We start from the raw sequence: 20,793 nt of genomic DNA, 5'->3' as shown, positions 1-20,793 counted from the left end.
CACACTTACCGGCATGAATGGTGGGCGTGCCTGGTCGTAATCGAACTATACAGATTGTTTTTTATGTGGCTCGTGCAATTTCTCGGCGACCTATCGTTTACTAGCCTAAAATGACAGTGTCGTTACCGGTTCGGCTGCTGCTGCGCGAGGCGAACACGTCGTGCGACAATCTGCTCGCGCCAGATGGTGAAAATCCCGGCGCTAACGACGATCACGGAGCCCAACACCATATTTCTCGTCAATTGTTCGCCATAGATGGTCGCACCGATGACGGAGGCATAAACCAGTTGCAAATAGGTGAGGGGCTGTACGGCAGCAGCGTCCAGTACGTTGTAAGCGCGTATGAGGAAATAGTGACTGGATATTCCGGTGACGCAAAGCATGAACATCCAGCCATAGTCCCAGCCGGAAAATGAGGTCCAATAGAATGGACCGAGCGCGGTGATAAAAACTGCACCGACGACGCCGGTGTAGAAGAAGCTCGTGACGGACGAATCGTCACGGCTGACCAGCCGTGTGACAATGACGTAAAAGGCAAACAACAAGCTTGCGAAGATCGCCAGAAGCTGTTTGACGTCAAAAACATCTCCGCTTGGTTTAAGGATGATCAAGACCCCGATCATGCCTGCCGCGATCGCGCTCCAACGTCGCCAGCCGACCGTTTCACCGAGCAAGGGAATGGATAGGAGCGCGACCAGAAGCGGTGTAGCGGAAAAGATTGCCTGCGAGTGGGCAAGTCCTATCGAGGCGAAACAATAAACGACCGTTACGATCTGCGAAACGAGAAGGACCCCCCGTAGGATTTGCAGCATTGGACGCTTGGTTCTTATCGCTGCGGTAAGGCCGCCAGGTGCTTTGGCAGCAAAGATCGTGGCGAAAGATGCGAAGGCCCAATAACGAATCATCGTGATGAAGATCGGCGGATAAGCACTTCCGAGATGTTTTGAAATTGCGTCCTGTACGGAAAAAATGGTGATCGCCAGCAGAACGAAGAGGTAGCCTTGAGTTTTGGAAGACATGATATTTTCTGGTTGGGGTGTCGTTCACACCTACAGGAAAATTTCCCTCCTGCCACCCGCCAACCGGGGATGTACTTCATAAATTTGCTGTTGGCGCAGCACCATCAAAGCCCGACATTCGGTCGGTCGACGATCTCCCGCAGGGCGAAGCTGGAGTTGATCTTCACGACGTGCGGCAGCGCCGACAGCCAGTCGCGATGGATGCGTTCGTAATCTTCCAAGTCCCGCGCGGCAACGCGAAGAATATAGTCGTATTCGCCTGACATAAGATAACAGACGAGGACATTTGGACATCGCTTCACCGCTGACTCGAATTCCGAAAGCGTTTTTGCAAATTGCCCGGACAGCGAGATGTGGACGATCGCGATCATTCTGTAATCGAGTGCTTTGTGAGCAATATGGGCATGGTATCCACCAATCACACCGCTCTTCTCCAAAATGTCGAGACGTCGTGAACAGGCCGAGGCCGAAAGCCCGACTTTTGCGGCCAAGTCCGAATTCGTCATTCTGGCGTTCGCCTGAAGTTGGCGCAAAATGGCAAGATCCGTCGCATCGAGATCATGCATGTTCAGAACCTTCGAATAATGACCTTAATGGCGCAATTTTCTTCGGAAACTGCGGCCTTTGCAACAGATAATCGCAAGGACATTGCGCGCCGTCGATGCCAAACTTCCGTGTACCGAAAGAGCAGTGACGAGGAGGAAAAGATGCGCGTAGGATGCCCAAGAGAAATCAAAAATCACGAATATCGTGTCGGTTTGACCCCCGCTGCAGTGCGGGAATATGTGGCGCACGGTCACGATGTTTGGGTCGAGACGAAAGCGGGGCTGGGCATTGGCGCCGATGATGCCGCTTATGCTGCCGCTGGTGCAAAGGTCGTGGCGACCGCTAAAGATATCTTGGAAAAGTGCGACATGATCGTCAAGGTCAAGGAGCCCCAGCCTTCTGAGTGGTGTCTCCTGAAAGACGGACAGATTCTTTACACCTATCTGCATCTGGCGCCCGATCCTGAACAGACGAAAGGCTTGATCGAGTCTGGCGTGACCGCGGTGGCATACGAAACCGTCACGGATGAGCGTGGTAGTCTGCCCCTTCTCGCTCCTATGTCGGAAGTGGCCGGACGCCTATCCATTCAGGCAGGCGCGGTAAGCCTTCAAAAGGCAAATGGCGGGCGTGGGATTCTTCTGGGAGGTGTTCCAGGTGTTGCGCCTGGAAAGGTGACGATCCTCGGCGGTGGTGTCGTTGGCCTGCATGCCGCTCGCATGGCTGTCGGACTTGGGGCCGATGTCGTGATCCTCGATCGCTCCTTGGCTCGCCTCAGACAACTTGACGATCTCTTTGCTGGACGTGTTCATACACGCTATTCAAGCTTGCAGGCGCTGGAAGAGGAAGTGTTTTCCGCTGATCTCGTTATCGGCGCCGTGCTTATCCCAGGCGCAGCGGCTCCAAAGCTCGTGACACGGGAAATGCTGTCGGGAATGAAAAAGGGTGCCGTGATCGTCGACGTTGCGATCGATCAGGGCGGATGTTTCGAAACATCCCATGCGACGACCCATTCAGACCCAACTTACGAAATCGACGGCGTTATTCATTACTGCGTGGCGAATATGCCCGGTGCGGTGCCTGTGACCTCCGCTCATGCCCTTAACAATGCCACTCTGCATCATGGTCTTGCGTTGGCCGATCGTGGACTTGGTGCGCTTGTCGAGGACAAACATCTGCGGAATGGTCTGAACGTGCATCGGGGCCGCATCACCAATAAGGCGGTTGGTGAAGCCTTGGGCTATCAAGTCCATTCCTCCGAAAGCGTGCTCGCTGTTGCCTAGTATCAGGCTTTTGTGAAGGGATCGAAGTCGCTGATACACTATAAGCTGTATCAGGGCGGAAATGGATATTCGTTGCCTGTTCGAACGGCTCGTTTTGCTGAACGGGCCGAGCGCCTTCTACAGGCTCGACCGGGCCTGCAGAGATTGTTTGCAGGGTCGTTGGCTAGGCTTTTTTCGCAAGTTCCAGCAGTTCTTTGTCAGACAAGGGTCTGACGATCCCAGTCCCAGTCGATACTGGCGAGAAGCCAAACATTTGATAGAGCTGAAGAGCGCGGGGGTGATCGAGCGTGTTGGTCGTCGTCACCACCCGCTGCGGATTGAGCAGCCAGATCGCGTAGAGCGCCTGGAGAAGAAACCACTTGCCAATCCCGAGGCCTAAGGCATGTTCCATCAGACCGAAATGGGTGAGCTCGATCTGATCGTCATCTTCGACGAGGTATTCATAAAACCCAGCCGGCGCGCCATTGACGTAGAGCACGCTGATGTTGTTTCGCTTGTCGTGCAACGTTGCGGTGAGCTGATCGTCGCTCAGCCGCAAGCGGTCGACCCATTGCCAGCGTGCGCCGACCTGCCGATAAAGATATCGATAAAAGGGCAGGGGAATTTCCGGCGCCCGCATGATGGCGGTCTGGATATTGACCGGCATAGGTAGGCTTGCTTTCGGCGGAGCCGTCATTTCAAGGCGAGTGATATGGACGCTGAGCGAGGAGGGAGACTTGACCATGGATTTACTTTTTGACCAGTTCTGCCGCGCCCGTCACGACTGAGGTGTCCTGCCGGCTGCCCCACTCGCTCCATGAGCCGTCATAGAGCTTGTTGTCCGTATGTCCGAGCGATTCCAGCGCAAGCGTGATCGCCGCCGCTGTCACGCCTGAACCACAGGAAGTGACGACTGGCCGCGATAGATCGACGCCGGCAGTTTCAAGGATCTGCCTGAGCTCGGTGAGCGACTTCAGCTTGCCGCCCTCCGAGAGCGAGCCGACGGGCACATTGCGAGCACCAGGCATATGTCCAGATCGCATGCCAGCGCGTGGCTCGGGCTCCGTTCCAGTAAATCTGCCTGCTGCTCGCGCATCGGCGATTTGCATGGCGCCACTTGAAACAATGTCCCGCATGGTCTCGAGATCAACGACCCGGCCTTGATCGAAGTCAGCTTTGAAAATCTTGGCGTCATAATGTGGAACTTCTGCCTCGAGGGGAAGGCCGGCTGCTTTCCAGCCATCAAGGCCGCCATCAAGGACGAACACGTTTCTCGCGCCCATGATCCTGAAAAGCCACCACGCGCGCGGTGCCGACCAGAAGCCAAATCCGTCATAAATCACGATCCGGTCATCTGCGCCGATCCCGAGCTTTCCGACTTCGGCAGCAAACAGATCAGGTGAGGGAACGGTGTGCGGCAACGGCACGGAGTGATCGGCAATCTTGTCGTGGTCAAAGCGAACGGCGCCTGGAACGTGCCCTGCCTTATATTCAGCGTTTGCATCACGGGCGTGAGCCGGCAGGTAATACGAGGCGTCCACGACGCGCAGATCAGGCTTGCCCAGCTCATTTCGCAGCCAATCGGCCGATACGACGAAGCGGCTCGTTTCGTTGCTCATTCTCGCACTCCTTATGCGGCGTCCGTATCTGCAGAACCGAATCGAATGCGGAACCGCCTGTTCTCCTTACCCTTCTTTTCTATCTTGGCGATGTGGATTTCGCCAACTTCCTGCGTTTCAGAGACATGTGTGCCGCCACATGGTTGGCTATCGATGCTTGCGTTCTCGCCGATGCAGACAAGGCTGACACGGCCAAGCCCGATCGGAGGACGCACGTTCTTTGATTTGACGATGCCGGGGTTCGCCGCAAGCTCGGCATCCGTAATCCATTGGACATAGACAGGATGATTTTGCCGAACCAACTCCATCAGCCTTTCGCTGATGTCGAGCCGATCAACAGTCTCCGTCAAGTCGAAGTCGACACGGCTTTCCTCTTCTCCCACGGCGGCTCCAGTGATCGGGAAGGGGCATACGACCGACAAAAGATGGCAAGCCGTATGCATGCGCATCAAGCGATAGCGGCGGGGCCAATCAATATGCAGGACAAGTTTCTCGCCAAGCTCCGGCCGTGGGCTATCGGGTGCCGCAGCGTGAATGATGATGTCCTTTGTATCTCCATGACGTGCCTGTCTAATCTCGATCCGGCTCCCATCAGCCCGCTCGAAGAAACCGATATCGCCCGGTTGGCCGCCAGATGTGGCGTAAAAGCAGGTCTGATCGAGTTCGACACCGCCGTCTTCATGGACGGCTGTGACAGTGGCTTCACAGGTCGAAAGGTAGAAGTCATCGCGAAAAAGCGCCTGGACGGTCATCGATTATGCTGCCGTTTCGTAAGGAACGCGGATATTGGACGACTTCGTCAGCCACGCGGGAACCGGCAGACCCTTGGAGGCAAGGAATTCCGGATTGAACAACTTCGATTGATAGCGGTTGCCATAGTCGCACAGGATCGTCACGATCGTATGGCCAGGTCCAAGTTCCTTGGCAAGCTTAACAGCCCCTGCAATATTGATTGCAGAAGATCCTCCAAGGCAAAGCCCCTCATGCTCAATGAGGTCAAAAACATAAGGCAGGCTTTCGGCGTCCGAAACCCGGCAGGCAAAGTCCGGCGTGAAACCTTCCAGGTTGGCCGTTATGCGGCCTTGGCCAATGCCCTCGGTTATGGAGGAGCCTTCCGACTTAAGCTCACCATGCGCATAGTACTCGTAGAGCGCCGCGCCGTCGGGATCGACCAGTCCGATTTTGACATTGGAGTTAAAGCCCTTTAGGCCAATCCCAGTTCCGGCCAGCGTTCCACCTGATCCGACGGCGCAGATGAAACCGTCAACCTTGCCCTCGGTATCACGCCAAATTTCTGGCGCCGTCGTTTCAATATGAGCCTGACGATTGGCGATATTGTCGAACTGGTTTGCCCAGATCGCGCCATTCGGTTCGATCTTGGCCAACTGCTCTGCTAGACGCCCTGAAATCTTGACGTAATTGTTTGGGTTCTTATAGGGAACCGCCGGCACCTCGACGAGCTCTGCGCCGAGCAGTTTCAAGGCTTCTTTCTTTTCCTGGCTTTGAGTTTCTGGAATGACGATAACGGTGCGATAGCCCAGCGCCTTGGCAACCACTGTCAAACCGATCCCAGTGTTGCCGGCCGTGCCTTCGACAATCACGCCGCCTGGCCGCAGCAATCCCTTCTTTTCCGCATCGCGGATGATGTACAGTGCGGCTCTGTCTTTGACGGACTGACCTGGATTGAGAAACTCGGCTTTACCCAAGATCGTGCAGCCCGTCGTTTCTGAAACGGATTGTAATTTGATCAAGGGCGTATTGCCGATGGCTTCTAGAACGGAAGGATGGACTGTCATGATCTGCCTCTTTCGATAGCCTTACTGTATGAACGCTCTTCTCCCTTCACAAGGCAGAGCTGACAAGAAATGACATTTCCTCCTCTTGCCGCTGGCAACAAAATTAGACCCCAAAAGTTCTGTAGGTCCCGTAGAGATTTAAGTTTCAGCGCGTAGTTAGGATTGAAATGATTGACAATGAAATCCGTCATCAACAAAAACTAACTGAGGTCCAGAAAAAAGGTTGCTTTCAGGTCTAATGATCCACGACGACATGAATACGATAGACGCCTTGATGGCTTATTATGTGGCTGGTTCGCTTCCGCAGCCCGTGCATGTTTTGATGGAGTCTCATCTTTGGATGAAGAAAGATCATCGCGACGTAGTTGCCGGTCTTGAATCCCTTGCAGGCGATGAATTGGACCGTATGCCTGCGACGTCGTTGACGAACAGGCAAAAGGCGCTTCAATCCATTTTTTCATCTCCGGCGCCGAAGCCAGCGCTTACCCGCAAACGCGCATCGCTTGTTCCGCCACCCATTCAACGAATGATTGGTTACGACGAAACCGATATTCCATGGCGAGCAAAGCTTCCGGGTTTCAAGGAATATCAGATCGAACTGGATGGGCTCGACGTGCGTATGATGTGGATTCGTCCTGGCCGTAAGATGCCTGCTCACACACATAAGGGCGTTGAGCTGACATTGGTGCTCGACGGTGCCTACAGTGATGGGCATGGCCGTTTTGGACCGGGCGATATCTCCGTTGCAGACGGAGATCTTGATCACCAGCCTGTTGCAGAGAGCGAGCGTCCCTGCATTGCCTATTCGGTTCTCGATGCGCCGCTCAAACTCACTGGGTCGTTTCGCCAGATCATCGGCGACCTCATTGGATAGTTTGCTCCAGCGCCCCACAGCTTAGACTTCACCTCGCGAGAGTTCGAGGCTGTCGTGACTATTGGGGTAGCTCTCTTGCTCCCGTCAATCGTCGCTACTCTTTACCGCTTTGTAGGCGTCAAGTGCACGGTTTCGTGCTGTGGCGTGATCGACGATTGGTTTCGGATAGGTTTTACCCAGAACCACGGAGGCGTTTTCGAGAACGCTGGCCGGCGCCGCGAAGGGCTTATGGATGTAAGCAGTGTCGAGCTTGGCAAGCTCTGGAACGTAACGCCGGATGTAATCGCCGTTCGGGTCGAACTTTTCTCCCTGCGTAATGGGATTGAATATCCGGAAGAACGGTGATGCATCTGCTCCGCTTCCGGCCACCCACTGCCAGCTGGCTGCGTTGTTGGCAGGATCTGCGTCGAGCAGCGTATCGCGGAACCATTCCTCGCCTTTGCGCCAATCGATCATCAGATCTTTGATGAGAAACGAGCCGACAATCATCCGAACCCTATTGTGGACGTATCCATGTTTCCAGAGTTGACGCATTCCCGCGTCGACGATGGGATAACCTGTAAGCCCACGCGCCCATGCGCGAAACTGAGCATTATCCCCTCGCCAAGCGAACCTGTCGAAACGCTCGTTCCAGTTTGCTGACGCAAGTTTGGGGAAATAGTGCAGGAGATGGTAGGAAAATTCGCGCCATACCAGTTCCTGGCGAAAGCGCCTGACATCTTCTCTTCCGACCTGGTGCCCGAGGCCTCGGGTGGCGTGCCAGATCTGTCTCGGCGAAATTTCTCCGTGTGCGAGATGCGGAGAAAGCCGCGAGGTACCGTCGACTGCAGGGATATCCCTGTTCTTCGCGTAGCCGGAGATATGGTTCTTTATGAAGCTGTGAAGCCGTTTCTTTGCGCCGGCCTCGCCTGGCTCCCAAAGCTCGGAAAAATGACTTGCCCAATTCGGCTTCTTCGGCAGGAGATTCCAATCGTCGAGCCGTTCCGATTTCACCTTGTGGGCGGCAAACAGCAGTTTACGGGAGGCTGAGAGCGGCTCTTCCGGCTCCGGCTCCTTTTCAAGGGCCCGCCAGAATGGCGTGTAAACGCGAAAGCCGCTGCCGCCGCCTGTTCTGATCCTATCAGGATCGTGAAGCAGCTGACCTGGGAAAATCTCGGTTTTCAGACCGGCTTTGTCGCAAATTTGCTCGACTTGCTCATCGATTTCAGCTGACACGGGATCATGGCATCGGTTCCAATAGATCGCCTGCGCGTTGGTGGCTTGCGTCAGCTCGCGAAGTATGTCTTGGACGTCACCGGACGCAAGGAGCAGTTTTCCTCCCTTTTGATCCAAGCTGTCCGAAAGGCTTTGCAGGGAGTGATGCAGCCACCATTTTTGGGCTTCGCCCAGGGGGCCACCCTTGTCTGCGTCCGGCTGATAAATAAAAACCGGTATGATGGGCTGATTGCTCTCAGCCGCAGCATTGAGGGCATGATTGTCATCAAGTCGAAGATCTTTTCTGAACCACAAAATAATGGAGCGCGGCTCGTCCTGCGTCATTCAAAACTTTCCCTTTGGCATTTTTATGCTCTACGTATGAAGCCAGCAGGTAGATCGCCGTCGAGCTAGACTTTGTCGAGATCAGCTCAAATAAAAAGTCCGAAGGCTTGTTTGCCTTCGGACATCACAACTTCCAGCTCTCTTACGTGCTACGAGCGCATCTTTATTCCGCTACCGGGTCCGGGAGTGCAGGAATACGACGCTTTGCAGCCATTAAAAGATCAAGCTCAACCGATGAAGGGCCGAAACGCGTATAAAGATCTCCGGCTTCCTGTTCCGAAAGGTCGTACTTCGCCATGAACTCGGCGAGACTATAGGGACGACCGCGCATTGTGCGGTTGCGTCGCTCTTTTTCTCGAATTTCTGTCATAGAGAACTCCCCAGGCTCGTTGCTAGCTCTAAACGTGAGCTTGCCTTGATTGTTCCCTATGGCGCTGTAACCAATCAATTTTCCGCGGTTCGAGTCATCAATGGGCGGCTTTGGGGTGATCGTCGTTGCCCAGATCGATGCGTCTTAAGATCAGGGCGAGTGGCACCATCGCGAGCGAGATCAGCATCAAGACGTGAAACACGTCGATATAGGCGAGGAAGCTTGACTGCTGCTGAACCTGTTGCCAGATCCATCCCATGGCTTGCGACTGTGCATCACCTGAGCTTGATCCACGCTGCACGAAAACCTGTGTCGCAGTCTGCATCGCCTGATTATACGCTGGGTCAGACGGGATGACGTGTTCAACAAGTCTGCTCTGGTGCCATTGTTCACGATGAGCGAGCACGTTTGACGCGATGGAAACGCCAATAGAGCCACCGGTGTTGCGAGCCGCATTGATAAGCGCGGAGGCCTGGTCCGTTTGGTCAGGACGCAAACCGTCGTAGGAGGCTGACGTCATGGGAATAAAGATCAGCGGCAGGCCTATTCCCAAGAAGATGCGCGACCAGACGAAGAAGCCGAAATTAGCGTCTGCCGTTAGGCGCGTAAGATCGTACATGGCAAGGCCGATGATCGCCATGCCGATCGCGATCATGTATTTCGGCTGGAAGCGTCCGCTCAAGCGTCCGGCAACGAACATCATAAACATTGTGACCAGACCGCCTGGAGATAATGCCATTCCGGCCCATGTCGCTGTATATCCGTAATTTTCCTGCAGAACCTGCGGAATGAATTGCGTTGTTGCAATCAAAATGGCACCGGTCGCCAGCATGACGATGAAGCAGGAGCCGAACTGCCGGCTTGCGAGCAGCCTGACGTCAACCACAGGATTGCGGGCGCTTATGAGCCACGGGATCGCCAATAGGAATGCGGCGACGCAAATCATCGTACTGACGACGATGAAATTCGAACCGAACCAATCCTCCGTCTGACCTCGGTCAAGGACAAGTTCCAACGCGCCAAGGAATGTTGCAACGAGCAGAAAGCCGACGATGTCGAAGCGAACTCCCTTTCTGCGCATGTCTTCGCGTTCCTTTTTCAACGAAGCGGGCTCATTGACCAGCATATAGATCAGCGCGAAGGCCAGGACGCCGACAGGTCCATTGATCAAGAAGCACCAATGCCAGGAGAAATTATCGGAAAGATATCCGCCAAGCGTCGGTCCGACGACAGGAGCGACAACGACAGCAACGCCGAATAGAGCGAAAGCCTGACCGCGTTTCGAGGGCGGGAACGAATCCGCGAGGATGGACTGTGAAATCGGCACCATGCCGCCACCGGCAAAGCCTTGGATCATTCGAAAAAGCAAAAGTGATTCGAGGTTCCAGGCGAGGCCACAGAGGATCGAAGATGCTGTGAATGTCGCTAGACATATCAGATAGAAACGTCGCCGGCCGTAGCGCTTGGCGATGAAACTGCTAGCGACGAGGACAATTGCGTTGGACACGAGATAGGTCGTGACCACCCAGGAGGCTTCGTCAGAGCTGACGGCGAGGCCTCCTGAAATGTAGCGAAGGGCGACATTGGCGATGGTTGTGTCCAGGACTTCCATGAAAGTCGCAAGCGACACGACCATCGCGATGACCCAAGGGTTAGCGGCGCGCGCCGATCCCTCGTTTGCACCTGCAGAAGCGGCGGCTGTGCTCACGTTAGTTCCTCGGCCTTACGGTGACGCTCGGGACAACCGACATGCCAGGACCTATAGAGACATCTTTCGGCCAATCGGTCACTACGATTTTGACCGGAACTCTCTGCGTTACCTTCACGTAGTTGCCAGTGGCATTTTCTGCTGGCAGTAGCGAGAAGGCAGTTCCCGAGCCCGGCTGAACAGAATCGACCTTTCCATGCAGCGTAGCTGCCGGATAAGCATCGATTGTGACATCGACCGGCTGGCCTGGCCGCATATCTGCGAGTTGCGTTTCCTTGAAATTCGCGGTGATCCAAACTTCATCCGGCACGAACATGGAAACGGCCTGACCAGCCTGGAGAAACTGTCCCTTGGAGCCAGACAGCTTAACGATCCGGCCGGGTTGGGCAGCCGTGATCGTTGTGTATTTAAGGTTCTGTTCAGCCGATTCTACCTGTGCTTCAGCCTGATGAAGACTTGCAACAGCACTCGCACGCTGCGCCTCCGCGGATAATCTGTTCTTTGTTGCCGATGTTACGCTCGCCTGCGCTTGCGCATAATTCGCCTGAGCCTGTCGCAGGTTCGATGCTGCTTGCTGCGCTGCCTGCTGCGAGCCCGCACCGCTTTTCACCAATTGCTGCTGACGGTCGTTCTCATCCCTGGCATATTGCAAAGCGGCCTCTGAAGAGACTTGCTGTGCTTTCGCTTCATCAATTGAGGCTCCGGCGGCTGCGATCTGCGCATCTGCATTAGCGATACTTGCCTTGGCAACGCCAACCTGACCATTGGCCTGATCGAGCGCGATTTTATAATCGCTTGGGTCGATGGTCAAAATGACGTCACCTGTCGCGACGTGCTGGTTATCTGAGACTCTGACGTCGGCAACATAGCCTGATACCTTGGAGGCAACGGAAAAGGTTCGCGCATCGACAAAGGCATCGTCTGTGGTCTCGTATGGATGGAAGTAGATCAGCCAGACGAAATAGCTCGCAACTGCAATCGCGATCAAAGCAACGAGGATGGCGGCGATGAGGAGGGGGTGGCGGCGCCAGATAGGGGGCGTTTTCTCACCGGCATCTGCATCGGTATCTGCCTCATCGGCAGTTTGTTGTACGCTTTCGTCCTTGGAGACGTCTTGAACAGACTTCGAACGCTCCTCTTGCCGCTGGTTTTCATCTTGGCCGGACGGAAGAGCTTTTTTCCCATCGGCGCTTTTAACGTTGGGGTGCTGGTCCACAATAGATCTCGATATATGAAAGGAAGGAACGCCCTTTAACGCTTCGCCACCACACAAGTTCCTATGTGGACCAGATGCAATCTGTCACAGGATGCGCTACACAGAACGAAACATAAACGTGGAAATCAATGGCAAACAGATCCGGCAGCGCCGACCTGCCTCTTCACAGCGGCAGAGTCCCAAAGTGGCTTGGTGAGAGAATGACGCGCCTCGGAGCGGTCATAACTGAGGCGATCGTCCACCATTACGGCCGAGAGGAGTTTCTCGATCGGTTGTCTCATCCGTTCTGGTTCCAATCTTTCGGTGCTGTGATGGGGATGGACTGGCATTCGTCCGGCATCACCACCAGCGTCATCGGCGCTCTAAAAAGGGGCCTCAATCCGTTAAGCAACGAGCTTGGACTTCATGTGTGCGGCGGACGCGGGGCGCAATCGCGTAAGACGCCGAGCGAACTTTTCGAGGTTGGCAATCGTGTCGGTTTCGATGCCGGGAGATTGGCGGAAACAAGCCGCCTTGTTGCTAAAGTCGACAGCGCCGCGGTGCAGGATGGCTTTGACCTTTATCTGCACGGCTTTGTCGTTGCAGACGACGGCAAGTGGGTCGTCATACAACAGGGCATGAACGGCGAAACGCGGCAGGCGCGCCGTTACCACTGGCGCTCCCGAGGACTTACCAATTTTGTCGATTCGCCACATGCTGCGATTGAGGGCAGGGGTCAGGGTGAGATCCTGAACCTTGCAGATCGCAGGGCCGATCTTTCCCGCAATGGTCAATTGGATCTCCTCAAGAATCTCTCACCGGAACGCATCGCCAAAGAGGCTGCAGCTCTCATGGTTCAGGAATGCGGATCAAAGAAGTCGGCGCCGAAAGACCAACTGGAACTGCCGCACTTGATCATGCCGGCGCATCACGACGTTCGTGAAAGCGATATCAATATGAAGAGACTGTCTGGAAACATTGCCGCAGCCGTCGAGCAGGGTCCTGCGGATTTTAAAGAACTGCTTCTCGTGCCCGGGGTCGGAGCACGAACCGTCAAGGCGCTTGCCATGGTTGCGGAAGTCATTCACGGCGCGCCCTGTCGGTTTTCCGATCCTGCTCGTTTTTCTCTTGCCCATGGCGGGAAGGATCGACACCCATTTCCTGTTCCGATCAAGGTCTATGACGAAACGATCAGCGTAATGAAGTCAGCCGTTTCGAAAGCCCGTCTTGGACGAGAGGAAGAGCTTGAGGCCCTGAAGCGCCTGGACGAACAATCTCGGCGGCTGGAAAATTATGTGACTGGCCCCGACCTCAAGGAAATCGTTGCCGGAGAGTTCAGGCAGTCATCCTCCCTCGGTGGCAGAAGCGTTTTTGGCTGGGAGTCATAATCTTCAAAGTCTATTGTGCGGGTGCCACAAGCGGTTGGTCAGGCACCAGGCGAGCAGCCTTCTGAACCTGTATCTGTGGCCATCCTTCGCCGTTTAGATGATCGGCTGGCGGCTGGCTGCCAATTGCTGCTATTGTCAACACGCATGCCGTCAGCGCTGCCGCAAAAAGGATACCATAGGTCATCTTTTTTCGTCCTCTGTCGTTGTTTCCCAGCCACAGTGCGGGAAACTGCTGCGAGAGGATGAATCAATCTCTAAGGCTTATGGTTAATCCACTCCTGAAATCCATTTTGGCACAAAGTTGCTGTATTTCCCGGTTTGATAACCAGTGCCTGCAGCGTCTGAACGTGGACAGTCTCATAGCGATCTTGAGATTGCCTTTGTCCCAATCTAGAACTGGGCGAAAGTGGAAATCGCGCTGCTTCGTTTTCGCAAGACGCGCCGTTTCTTTCCGGAATCATTCCCCATCGCGGGGCCATATGCTGTATGGTTTGGCTTATGCCGATAACAGCGAGGATGCATCTTGATTGATCCCTACGAAGCCCTCGGCCTTGCCCGTCACGCTACGGAAGCGGAAGTGCGAGCTGCCTATCGCCGGCGGGTTAAGAAGGCTCATCCGGATACCGGGGGTAGCGAGCAGGAGTTCGAGCACCTGACCCTCGCCTATGATTTGTTGAAGGATCCCGTCAGACGTAAAATCTACGACGAAACCGGCTATGATCCGCAACTGGCTGACGTTCAGGATCTCGAGGGGCTTTTGGTTCTCGACAAGTTTGTCAACGAACTTATCCTCGATGAAAGGGATCCCGGCAGCTTTGATCCAGTGGCTCTCATGCGGAGAAGGCTGACGGACGAAATCGTCAATACTCGTTTTCATATCCTTGAACTCGAACGGCATAGGGCACGAATTCGCAACCATCTCGACCGCATCAGCGAAAGACCAAGTGCGGACGTGCTCGGAAGCATGTTACGTGCGCGCAGCGATACGCTTGCCGAAGCCATATCCAAGGCTGAAAAGCAAATAAAAGCGGTGGAGCAGGCCTATACCATGCTGGAAGGCTACCGTTACGCGGTCGAGGTTGTCGAGGTTCGTGCTGCCGAATAGCACGTTGAGCAAATCATAAGGTTTTACCGATGACGGAAACATGGCCGACCGAAATCCGCATCACAAGCGATCGACGCACGCTGCGCATTCGCTTCGATGATGGCGCCGCCTTCGACCTGCCGGCCGAAAGACTACGGGTGCTTTCACCTTCGGCGGAAGTGCAAGGGCATGGTCCCGGGCAGAAAATAACGGTACCGGGCAAGCGTAACGTCGGTATCATAACCGTGACCGCGACTGGAAACTACGCCGTTCGCATTGGCTTTGATGACATGCATGATACTGGGATCTTTACCTGGACCTATTTAAGGGAATTGGGAGAGCGCGGCGATGAACTATTTTCAGCATACGAAGAAGAGTTGCGCGAGAAACGATTGAGCCGCGACCCTGCCTAGATCTGGTTTGCGGACTGCTCTGTAGTCCTTTGCATGCGCGATGAATGCGTTGAGGGATCGACATGAAAATGAACCAAGGCTGTTCACGCTGGGCCATTGCATTTGGGAAATTGGAAGTATTGCGGCAGGACATGTATCCAACATCGCAGGACGGTAACGGGATAGGACAATGAAGATTATTGAAAGCGTAGAAGAGTTGCAGGATATTTATTCCGCGGGCCTCACCCAGGCGTCCGTTGCTAAAGTCGCCAATGCGCTGACACCGCTTTATCGCCGTATGATCGAAGCGGCGCCTTTCATGGCGCTTGCCACTGTCGGTCCTGAAGGCTTGGACTGTTCGCCGCGCGGCGATCTTGGCGGCGTCGTTCGGGTCGTTGATGAGAAAACGCTGCATTTGCCGGACTGGCGCGGCAACAACCGTATCGACTCGCTTTCCAACATCGTACGAGATCCTCGCCTCGCATTAATGTTTCTCATTCCGGGGTCAAACACGACCATGCGCATCAATGGCCGCGGGGTCGTTTCAAACGATGGCGAGCTACTCCAGTCGTTTGAGATGGATGGAAAGCATCCACGCACTGTCGTGGTGATCACAATTGATGAAGTTTATTTCCAGTGCGCGCGGGCTCTGATCCGCTCGAAGCTGTGGAGCCCGGAGACTTTCGTCAATCCTCAGGACTTGCCGACCCCAGGCGCAATGCTGAAAGCGCTTGCCGGAGATTTCGATGAGGTCACCTATGATCGAGAGTGGCCTGAGCGTGCCGCAAAAACCATGTGGTGATCGTTCGATAGGCGCGACGCAGACGCACCCTATCGTCGGTGAATCAGCTGGTCTGATCCGATTTGTAGATCAACCAGCTCTTTGAGAAGTCCTTCTGCATTCCTTCTTCAAAGATGATCGTGCAATTTCTGCCGTTGTATTTTGCACTATAGAGAGCTGCGTCGGCCTTGAGATAAAGATCGCTGGGGCTCACGCCCGCCGAAGCCATGCAAAGTCCGATGGATATGGTTACAGGGCCATAATCGATTCTCGTCCGTGAGTTGCGGAACGGCGTCTTTTCCAATGTCGTGCGAATGCGTTCGGCTGCCGCATGTATCTCTTCCTCAGTGTTGCCGGAAAAGATGATGGCAAATTCTTCACCGCCTGATCGCGCTACGAAAACATCGCGTCTTACGTTTGCGCGGATCACAGATGCGACGGTTGCGAGAATCTTGTCTCCGACTGGATGACCATAGGCGTCGTTGATCCGCTTGAAATTGTCGATATCAGCAAGAACCAGCCCGGTCACGGGCGCCAGGGACGGACTATCATAAATCGTGCTCAGACGCTCGTCGAAGGCGCGCCTGTTGGCGAGACGTGTTAGCGAGTCGGTGTTTGCGATGCGCTTGTATTCGTCCAGCTCTTTACGAACGTCATCCATTTCCTGCGAGCATTGCTGGACATCCGATGTCGTTTGCTCCCCATGGGCAATCTTAGCGCCCGTGGCATCGCTCAGGATCTTGATGGCATTTTCAATCAGTTCTCGGCTGGCTGCACTTTTTGATGTGATGCGTTTGCATGTCTCGTCAAGCAGCCGGTTGTAGGTTTCGAGTGAGCTCTGCTCCTGCTGCAGTGCTCGTAAAAGCGCTTCGACGCCTTCAGCCATCCGAGAATGGGTATTTTCGAAGATCTCGCTGCGCGCTGTCGTAAAATACTTGGCGGCGATTGCATCCAGTTCTTCTTGGGAGGCATGACTGCCAAGATCTGCAAGTTCCCGCGTCAAAGCAGGGTTGGAGCCGATATAGGCCTCGTAGAAGAGTTCATAATTGCGAGGAATGGGCGAAACGCCCATCGAACGCATGGCATAGGTGATCTGGCCGGCTACGTCACCGACGCGCGCCTTATTAACCGGCACAGTATTCATCCGGCCACTCCTCAACACCATCAAATAGCAACCTTAGTTATTTTAAGCGGAAAGTATTGGAATTTCATTAAAAGCAGATGTTGGAGACAATTTCGCTAAAACTGTACGCTTAATGTAGTCACCTGTTTTTAATTTAAGAACAAGTTGTCTTCCGAGCAGAACTCAGCACTTTAATTCAAATAAAACAAGAGTAGAGACGGCGACAAATGTCGCCGTCAGAAGATTATTTCTAGAGATAGGAAAATCATTATGCTTGCTATCGCGGCAAGATCAGCTTGGTCCGATCATCGTCTCCGGGCGAACGATCGCGTCATAATCCTCACCGGTAACAAGTCCGCTAGCCAACGCCTCTTCGCGAAGGGTTGTGCCATTTTTATGCGCTGTCTTGGCAATTTTGGCCGCGTTGTCGTAGCCAATCTTCGGAGCAAGAGCGGTCACAAGCATCAAGGAGCGATCGACACCTGCTTTGATGTTCTCTTCACGCGCCTCGATCCCGACGACGCAATTTTCGGTGAAGGACACGGCAGCATCTGCGAGCAGGCGCACGGATTGTAGGAAGTTATAAGCCATGACAGGGTTGAACACGTTCAACTCAAAATGACCTTGGCTGCCGGCAAAGGTGAGGGCGGCGTGATTGCCGAATACCTGAACACAAACTTGCGTCATGGCTTCGCACTGCGTCGGATTGACCTTTCCTGGCATGATCGATGAGCCCGGCTCGTTTTCCGGAAGCTGCAATTCGCCCAATCCAGCACGCGGTCCCGAAGCAAGGAAGCGTATGTCATTGGCGATCTTGAAAAGAGAGGCAGCCACAGTGTTGATGGCGCCATGGCTGAACACCATTGCGTCATGAGCCGCAAGCGCCTCGAATTTATTCGGCGCCGAGGTGAAGGGCAGTTCTGTAATCGCTGCGATGCGGTCTGCAACGCCTTCTGCAAAACCGACAGGTGCATTCAGACCGGTGCCGACTGCGGTGCCACCCTGCGCAAGCTGCATCAGGCCGGGTAAGGTCTGCTCGATTCGCTGGATGCCGTTTTCGACTTGTTGCGTATATCCCGAGAATTCCTGACCGAGAGTGAGCGGTGTTGCGTCCTGTGTATGAGTGCGGCCAATCTTGATGATGTGGTTGAAGGCGCCTGACTTGTCGTTGAGGGCGTTTCGCAGGGTGCGCAGGGCCGGTAGCAGTCGATGAACGATCTCTTCTGCGCATGCGATGTGCATCGCAGTTGGATATGTGTCATTCGACGATTGGCTCATGTTCACATGATCATTCGGATGCACCGGCTTTTTAGAGCCCTTTTCGCCGCCCAGCATTTCGATGGCGCGGTTGGAAATGACTTCATTGGCATTCATGTTGGATTGCGTGCCGGAACCAGTCTGCCAAACCACCAACGGAAAGTGATCGTCAAGCTTGCCATCGATGACTTCCTGAGCGGCGGCAATGATCGCTTTTGCGAGCGTCTCGTCCAGACGGCCGAGGGAGTGATTGGTTTCGGCTGCCGCTCTCTTCACAATTCCGAGAGCACGAACGATCGGCAGGGGCTGTTTTTCCCACCCAATCTTGAAGTTGCCAAGCGAACGCTGCGCTTGTGCGCCCCAATATTTGTCGTCGGCAACTTCGATGGGACCGAAGGTGTCCGTTTCGGTGCGGGTCGAGGTCATTATGTTCCTTCCTGTCGTCGTCGTTCGCGCGGTTTCACGCCTGATAAGGAGTGTCCTTATAGGTGCGAAATCCATTTGAGAAAACAGGAGCTAACTGAAAATTGCTCGCCGCGTAGCCGGGTGTCCGGATGCTGCGTGTTGTTTCTGTCACGTTGGAACTTTATCTTTTTTTCATCCGTTTTTCACGAAAAGCGGAGCAGGCGATTTTGGCTAAAATATTAACCAATAATTTCATAATTTTGTGTGAACTCGCCAAGAATGCCGGGCTTGATTGCTTCATCAGGAACGCCTTCAAAGCGGCTGGCGGTCGTATTGATTTTCTGCCAGAAGAATACAGCTTTGACGACCCTGGACTCGGCGCATTGCAACTGCATTATTTGGACTGGAAGATAGCATGACCCTCTCCCTTAAGAACGCGGTTTCCGCATTGGCGCTTTCTTGTTGCGCGGCGACAGTGACGTCGGCTCCCGCGCATGCCTACACGCTGATGGATATGCTGAGTGGTCGCTCCCGTGATCAGGCGCCGATCTTCATGGATAATCCTTCCAACGGTCGTGCCTTGGCGCCGGGTAAGGGGCAGCGCGGAATAGCCAATGACGGTGATCCTGAGGCGCCGCTTCCGAAGGTCAGCAGCCCGCGCTATTACACGTACAAGGCAGATCCTGTCCGGGTTATCAACACGTCCAAATTCGCCGATGCGATGGTCACCGGGTCGGTTGCCGATGCGTCTCAAACTCAAAATCCCGAACTTGCGACTGAGCGACGCTTCCTTGTTGACGCCAAGGTGAAGGCGCCTGTTGAGGTCGCTGCCGCTCTGGAAGCCTATTACGGTGACCAGAAGAATCCTCTCGTTTGGGTCGATACGGCCGGAGTGACCGACAAGGCAAAGGCAGCTGTTGCTGTCTTGGCAGACGCTGCTTCTGTTGGCCTTGACCCTGCTGACTACACCGTCGACATGCCTGCTATTGATGCGGCCAATCCAGATCCTGCGGTGCGTGGCCGCGCGCTTACGCAGTTTGAGCTCGATCTTTCTTCCAAGGTGCTAGCCTACACCCAAGACACGATCCGCGGTCGCGTCGACCCGAATAAGCTGTCCGGATATCACGATTTCAAGCGCAAAGACGTCAATCTGAATCCGATTCTCAAGATGTTGGCTCTGAGCCCGGATGTGGCGGCGTACCTGAAGAGCAGATCGCCGCATGGTCCACAGTTTGTCGCGCTACAAAATGAACTGGCAAGGTTGCGCGCTGAGACAAGCGACAGCGAGCGGATCGAAATCTCGCTTTCGGGTTTGGTGCGTCCAGGTGATAGTTCGCCGCAGCTGCCCAATATCATCAAGGCTGTCAGCAAGCATGGCTCAGAGGCTTTGCGTAAAGCCAATGCAGAGACCATCGCCGCCTATAATGGAAGCGAGGTCTATTCGCCTGAGCTCGTCTCGCTCGTGGAAGACTTCCAGAAGGAGCGTGGCCTGAAGCCGGATGGCGTCATCGGACAGGCGACCGCGCGTATTATGGCAGGTGGCGACAACAACAGCTCGAAGATCGACAAGCTTGTCGTGGCGATGGAGCAGGCACGCTGGCTTCCCGATGACCTTGGCTCTCGCTACGTCTTCATCAATCAGCCCGCCTTCATGGTCTACTACTTCAACGACAGCAAACAGCAGCTTTCGATGCGGGTCGTCATCGGTCAGCCGAGCCATCAGACGTTCTTCTTCGAGGATCAAATCGAGACGGTGGAGTTCAACCCGTTCTGGGGCGTGCCGCAGTCCATTATCGTGAACGAGATGCTTCCGAAACTGAGAGCCGATCCCAACTATCTTGATCGCATGGGATACGAGGTTGCTGTTGGCGGTAAAGCCGTGCCGTCGTCCAGCGTCGATTGGTATGGTTCAACCCAGAACATCTCGGTCCGCCAGCCGCCAAGTGGCGATAATGCATTGGGCGAGCTGAAGATCCTCTTCCCGAACGCGCATGCCATCTACATGCACGACACGCCGTCGAAGAGCTTCTTCAAGCGTGACATGCGCGCGCTCAGCCACGGCTGCGTCCGTCTTGCCGATCCGCGCGCAATGGCGGCGGCTGTTCTTGGCACGAGCGTTGATCAAGTTGCGAAGGAAATCGCGACTGGCAAGAATCATGCGGTTCAGGTTCCGCAGAAGATGCCGGTCTATGTGGCCTACTTCACAGCTTGGCCTAATAAGGATGGGGTCATCGAATATTTCGACGATGTCTATGGTCGCGATGCCTACGTAAAGAAGGCGTTCGAAGCGACCAGCAAGGCACGTGGCGCGCAGATCTAAACGCGATCGGCTGATCACCAACAGCTTATGCTGAAAACCGCAAGCTCAGGGTCGACGGAGGCCCTGAGCTTTTTTTGTTCGTGAGGTTCGCTGCGGCCTTCGGACAAGTTTCGGCTGT

21 protein-coding genes are annotated in these 20,793 nt (G+C 54.6%); 8 read left to right on the top strand and 13 right to left on the bottom strand.

Annotation, left to right across the window (positions count from 1 at the left end; all coding sequences use genetic code 11):
- Positions 1 to 122: 122 nt before the first annotated feature.
- Together VQ830_RS04420 and VQ830_RS04415 are read right to left on the bottom strand one after the other, a co-directional pair.
- Entirely contained in the window at positions 123 to 1,019 is an 897-nt protein-coding gene (locus VQ830_RS04420; protein WP_337266858.1) for a DMT family transporter, read from the bottom strand.
- Between the two features lie 104 nt (positions 1,020 to 1,123).
- Complete coding sequence (locus tag VQ830_RS04415) at positions 1,124 to 1,585, bottom strand: Lrp/AsnC family transcriptional regulator (protein WP_337266857.1); 462 nt, start codon at positions 1,583 to 1,585, stop codon at positions 1,124 to 1,126.
- A 141-nt stretch (positions 1,586 to 1,726) separates the two neighbouring features.
- Between VQ830_RS04415 and ald the strand changes: the two genes are divergently transcribed.
- Entirely contained in the window at positions 1,727 to 2,845 is a 1,119-nt protein-coding gene (gene ald / locus VQ830_RS04410; protein WP_337266856.1) for an alanine dehydrogenase, read from the top strand.
- 163 nt (positions 2,846 to 3,008) lie between these two features.
- On the opposite strand, the gene VQ830_RS04405 is transcribed toward ald, so the two are convergent.
- Genes VQ830_RS04405 through VQ830_RS04390 form a run of 4 tightly spaced genes read right to left on the bottom strand, consistent with a single transcriptional unit; the run spans position 3,009 to position 6,239 of the window.
- Entirely contained in the window at positions 3,009 to 3,569 is a 561-nt protein-coding gene (locus VQ830_RS04405; RefSeq protein ID WP_337266855.1) for a GNAT family N-acetyltransferase, read from the bottom strand.
- A gap of 4 nt (positions 3,570 to 3,573) precedes the next feature.
- Complete coding sequence (sseA, locus tag VQ830_RS04400) at positions 3,574 to 4,443, bottom strand: 3-mercaptopyruvate sulfurtransferase (RefSeq protein WP_337266854.1); 870 nt, start codon at positions 4,441 to 4,443, stop codon at positions 3,574 to 3,576.
- Positions 4,444 to 4,454: 11 nt separating this feature from the next.
- Positions 4,455 to 5,195 (bottom strand): alanyl-tRNA editing protein, encoded by a 741-nt coding sequence (locus VQ830_RS04395; RefSeq protein ID WP_337266853.1) that lies wholly within the window; start codon positions 5,193 to 5,195, stop codon positions 4,455 to 4,457.
- Between the two features lie 3 nt (positions 5,196 to 5,198).
- Complete coding sequence (locus tag VQ830_RS04390) at positions 5,199 to 6,239, bottom strand: cysteine synthase A (protein WP_337266852.1); 1,041 nt, start codon at positions 6,237 to 6,239, stop codon at positions 5,199 to 5,201.
- A gap of 238 nt (positions 6,240 to 6,477) precedes the next feature.
- On the opposite strand from VQ830_RS04390, the gene VQ830_RS04385 reads away from it, so the two are divergent.
- Complete coding sequence (locus VQ830_RS04385; protein WP_337266851.1) at positions 6,478 to 7,113, top strand: ChrR family anti-sigma-E factor; 636 nt, start codon at positions 6,478 to 6,480, stop codon at positions 7,111 to 7,113.
- A gap of 84 nt (positions 7,114 to 7,197) precedes the next feature.
- On the opposite strand, the gene VQ830_RS04380 is transcribed toward VQ830_RS04385, so the two are convergent.
- The 4 genes from VQ830_RS04380 to VQ830_RS04365 form a co-directional block, all read right to left on the bottom strand.
- Positions 7,198 to 8,652 (bottom strand): cryptochrome/photolyase family protein, encoded by a 1,455-nt coding sequence (locus VQ830_RS04380; protein WP_337266850.1) that lies wholly within the window; start codon positions 8,650 to 8,652, stop codon positions 7,198 to 7,200.
- 163 nt (positions 8,653 to 8,815) lie between these two features.
- Positions 8,816 to 9,022, bottom strand: a complete 207-nt coding sequence (locus tag VQ830_RS04375; RefSeq protein ID WP_337266849.1) for a hypothetical protein — start codon at positions 9,020 to 9,022, stop codon at positions 8,816 to 8,818.
- 97 nt (positions 9,023 to 9,119) lie between these two features.
- A complete protein-coding gene (locus tag VQ830_RS04370) occupies positions 9,120 to 10,730 on the bottom strand; it encodes a DHA2 family efflux MFS transporter permease subunit (RefSeq protein ID WP_438617227.1) in 1,611 nt (536 codons plus the stop codon).
- Between the two features lies 1 nt (position 10,731).
- Positions 10,732 to 11,949, bottom strand: a complete 1,218-nt coding sequence (locus tag VQ830_RS04365) for an HlyD family secretion protein (RefSeq protein WP_438617317.1) — start codon at positions 11,947 to 11,949, stop codon at positions 10,732 to 10,734.
- A gap of 125 nt (positions 11,950 to 12,074) precedes the next feature.
- Here VQ830_RS04365 and VQ830_RS04360 point away from each other — a divergent pair, with 125 nt between their 5' ends.
- On the top strand, positions 12,075 to 13,313 hold the full coding sequence (locus tag VQ830_RS04360) for a DUF763 domain-containing protein (protein ID WP_337266847.1): 1,239 nt from the start codon (positions 12,075 to 12,077) through the stop codon (positions 13,311 to 13,313).
- Positions 13,314 to 13,323: 10 nt separating this feature from the next.
- Here VQ830_RS04360 and VQ830_RS04355 read toward each other — a convergent pair whose 3' ends face one another.
- The gene (locus VQ830_RS04355) at positions 13,324 to 13,497 is read right to left on the bottom strand and encodes a hypothetical protein (RefSeq protein ID WP_337266846.1); all 174 of its coding nucleotides are present in this window, start codon (positions 13,495 to 13,497) and stop codon (positions 13,324 to 13,326) included.
- 339 nt (positions 13,498 to 13,836) lie between these two features.
- On the opposite strand from VQ830_RS04355, the gene VQ830_RS04350 reads away from it, so the two are divergent.
- The 3 genes from VQ830_RS04350 to VQ830_RS04340 all read left to right on the top strand — a co-directional run bounded on the left by VQ830_RS04350 (position 13,837) and on the right by VQ830_RS04340 (position 15,591).
- Entirely contained in the window at positions 13,837 to 14,418 is a 582-nt protein-coding gene (locus VQ830_RS04350) for a J domain-containing protein (RefSeq protein ID WP_337266845.1), read from the top strand.
- A 29-nt stretch (positions 14,419 to 14,447) separates the two neighbouring features.
- Positions 14,448 to 14,810, top strand: coding sequence for a gamma-butyrobetaine hydroxylase family protein (locus VQ830_RS04345; RefSeq protein ID WP_337266844.1), 363 nt, complete (start codon positions 14,448 to 14,450; stop codon positions 14,808 to 14,810).
- Positions 14,811 to 14,979: 169 nt separating this feature from the next.
- Positions 14,980 to 15,591 (top strand): pyridoxamine 5'-phosphate oxidase family protein, encoded by a 612-nt coding sequence (locus VQ830_RS04340; protein ID WP_337266843.1) that lies wholly within the window; start codon positions 14,980 to 14,982, stop codon positions 15,589 to 15,591.
- A 43-nt stretch (positions 15,592 to 15,634) separates the two neighbouring features.
- On the opposite strand, the gene VQ830_RS04335 is transcribed toward VQ830_RS04340, so the two are convergent.
- Positions 15,635 to 16,714, bottom strand: coding sequence for a GGDEF domain-containing protein (locus VQ830_RS04335; RefSeq protein ID WP_337266842.1), 1,080 nt, complete (start codon positions 16,712 to 16,714; stop codon positions 15,635 to 15,637).
- A 270-nt stretch (positions 16,715 to 16,984) separates the two neighbouring features.
- Complete coding sequence (gene fumC / locus VQ830_RS04330) at positions 16,985 to 18,376, bottom strand: class II fumarate hydratase (protein WP_337266841.1); 1,392 nt, start codon at positions 18,374 to 18,376, stop codon at positions 16,985 to 16,987.
- Positions 18,377 to 18,504: 128 nt separating this feature from the next.
- Here fumC and VQ830_RS04325 point away from each other — a divergent pair, with 128 nt between their 5' ends.
- Together VQ830_RS04325 and VQ830_RS04320 are read left to right on the top strand one after the other, a co-directional pair.
- Positions 18,505 to 18,774: a hypothetical protein gene (locus tag VQ830_RS04325; protein WP_337266840.1), complete on the top strand. Its 270-nt coding sequence runs from the start codon at positions 18,505 to 18,507 to the stop codon at positions 18,772 to 18,774.
- Positions 18,771 to 20,675 carry a L,D-transpeptidase family protein gene (locus VQ830_RS04320; protein ID WP_337266839.1) on the top strand — a complete coding sequence of 635 codons (1,905 nt, stop codon included), beginning with the start codon at positions 18,771 to 18,773 and terminating at the stop codon, positions 20,673 to 20,675. The genes VQ830_RS04325 and VQ830_RS04320 overlap by 4 nt, the downstream gene beginning before the upstream one ends.
- Positions 20,676 to 20,793: the final 118 nt, after the last annotated feature.

The organism is Oryzifoliimicrobium ureilyticum, from assembly GCF_037199735.1.
Taxonomy (GTDB): domain Bacteria; phylum Pseudomonadota; class Alphaproteobacteria; order Rhizobiales; family Rhizobiaceae; genus Rhizobium; species Rhizobium ureilyticus.
Note: the sequence above shows the minus strand (reverse complement) of the source record. Positions and strands in the feature narration are given on the sequence as shown.